The organism is Pseudomonas sp. SDO5522_S412, assembly GCF_054071215.1.
The window spans coordinates 1-2,452 of sequence record NZ_JBSVWQ010000401.1; the positions used below are offsets into that span (position 1 = coordinate 1).

Here is a 2,452-nt window from a genome sequence, read left to right on the forward strand (position 1 = left end):
AATTTATTAACTGACCCACCGCTTTCGCGAGCAAGCCCGCTCCCACATTTTGATCTCCACTCACCTCCACAGCCGATTCGGCTGCCCCACCCCACTTTTCAGCTTTCCCGGCTGAGCCACCCCCTCAGTTCAGCCGGGATTCTTCCTTCACACCGCACAAAATAGCCTCACTGCCCACCCCATGGACCCGTGCCCCCATGCAAACCACCAACACTGTCCTGATGATCCGCCCGGCGCACTTCGCCTTCAACCCGGACACCGCGATCAACAACCGCTTCCAGCGTGCGCCCCTCGACCCGTTGGCGGCACAGCAGAAAGCGCTGGAAGAGTTCGACGGCTACGTCGACACCCTGCGCCACCACGGCGTGGAAGTGCTGGTGGTACAAGACACCCCCGCTCCCCATACCCCGGATTCGATCTTCCCCAACAACTGGTGGAGCAGCCACGCCGACGGCAGCCTGGTGCTGTATCCGATGGAAGGCCGGAACCGACGACTGGAACGCGACAAAGGCGTGCTGCAAGTGCTGGAGCAACGCTTCGCGATCCACAACACCATCGACTTCAGCCACCTCGAACAACAGAACATGTTCCTCGAAGGCACCGGCAGCATGGTCCTCGACCGCCAGCACCGCATCAGCTACGCCTGCCATTCCGGGCGTACCCATCAGGATGCCCTCCGCCAGTTCGCCGAACGCCTTGACTACCAGCTCTGCGTATTCCACGCCGTCGACCGTCACCACGCGCCGATCTACCACAGCAACGTAATGATGAGTGTCGGCCGCGACCTCTCCGTGGTGTGCCTGCAAGCCCTGCCCGATGACCACGAGCGCCAGGCCCTTGAACGCTCCCTGCGCGATACCGGCAAAGACATCGTCGCCCTGGACTTCGACCAGCTGGAAGCCTTCGCCGGCAACATGCTCGAAGTCCATGACCGCGACGGCCAGCCGCTGCTGGTGATGTCGGCCAGCGCCTGGGGCTCCCTCAAGCCCGCCCAGCGCCAGCACGTGGAGCGCCACACCCGGCCGGTGGTGGTGAACATCGACAACATCGAACGCATCGGCGGCGGCAGTGCCCGCTGCATGTTGGCGGAAGTACATCTGCCCGCCCGCCCCTCATTTCAATAAGGAGTCTTCCCATGACCCGCTATATCGACGTCAACGACTTGAGCTACCTGGTTTCGCAAAAAGGCCTGCAAACCTGCATTACCGAGATGGCCGAGTACATCCGCGCCGACTACCTGCGCTGGCAGGACTTTGAAAAATGCGCGCGCCTGGCCAACCACTCGCCCGAGGGCGTGATCGAGCTGATGCCGGTGTCCGACGCGTCGCTGTACGCCTTCAAATACGTGAACGGCCACCCGAAAAACACCCAGAGCGGCATGCTCACCGTCATGGCCTTCGGCGCCCTGGGTGATGTGGACACCGGCAAACCGGTACTGCTGGCGGAAATGACCCTGACCACCGCGATCCGCACGGCCGCCACCTCGGCCCTGGTGGCGCGCTACCTGGCCCGGGACAACAGCCGCAGCATGGCGCTGATCGGCAACGGCTCCCAGAGTGAGTTCCAGGCCCTGGCCTTCCACGCGATGCTGGGCATCACTGAAATCCGCCTGTTCGACATCGACGCCAAGGCCACCGCCAAACTGGCCGCCAACCTCAAAGCCTTCCCAGCGATCAAAGTGGTCCTGGCAGGCAGCGTGGCCGAAGCCGTGAAAGGTGCCGACATTGTCACCACCGTCACCGCCGACAAGGCCTACGCCACCATCCTCACGGACGAGATGATCGAACCGGGCATGCACCTGAATGCCGTCGGTGGCGACTGCCCCGGCAAGACCGAACTGGACCGACGAATCGTCGAACGGGCCCGCGTGATTGTCGAGTACGAGCCACAAAGCCGCATCGAAGGCGAAATCCAGCACATGCCGGAAGATTCGCCGGTCACCGAGCTGTGGCAAGTGATCAACGGCCAGGCGCCAGGCCGCGAAAACGCGCGCCAGGTCACCCTGTTCGACTCGGTAGGTTTTGCCATCGAAGACTACTCCGCCCTGCGTTACGTACTGGACGTGGCCAAGGCGCTGGACGTGGGCAGCGAACTGGAACTGGTGCCGGACCTTGCCGACCCCAAGGACCTGTTTGCCCGCCTGGCCCAAGCACCGGTGGCACAGCAGAAAAAGCGCGCCTGAGACCGCTCTGGCCTGCCGCTTTGCGTGAAAGGCAGGCCGGAAAAACCCGGTCAACAAGCCGATTCAGCGGGTGCCGCAGCCGTTTCCGCTGTGACCCGCGTTTTAACAGCACATTCCGCCCGCCGCGGCAGGGGTAAACGACACAAAAAACGCACCATCTTGAAGCATTCTCTCTGACAACAAACAGCCCAATGTAGTGAGGCAGCCCAATGTGGCGAGGGAGCTTGCTCCCGCTGGAGTGCGTAGCGCTCCCGGGATTTTGGGGCCGCT

General features: G+C 62.8%; 2 protein-coding genes. Both read left to right on the forward strand.

Features of this window, described 5'->3' with window-relative positions:
- Positions 1–197: 197 nt before the first annotated feature.
- Positions 198–1,124 (forward strand): citrulline utilization hydrolase CtlX, encoded by a 927-nt coding sequence (gene ctlX / locus ACW9I6_RS32020; RefSeq protein ID WP_457340229.1) that lies wholly within the window; start codon positions 198–200, stop codon positions 1,122–1,124.
- Positions 1,125–1,135: 11 nt separating this feature from the next.
- Complete coding sequence (locus tag ACW9I6_RS32025) at positions 1,136–2,182, forward strand: ornithine cyclodeaminase (protein ID WP_457340230.1); 1,047 nt, start codon at positions 1,136–1,138, stop codon at positions 2,180–2,182.
- The last annotated feature ends 270 nt before the right edge of the window (positions 2,183–2,452 follow it).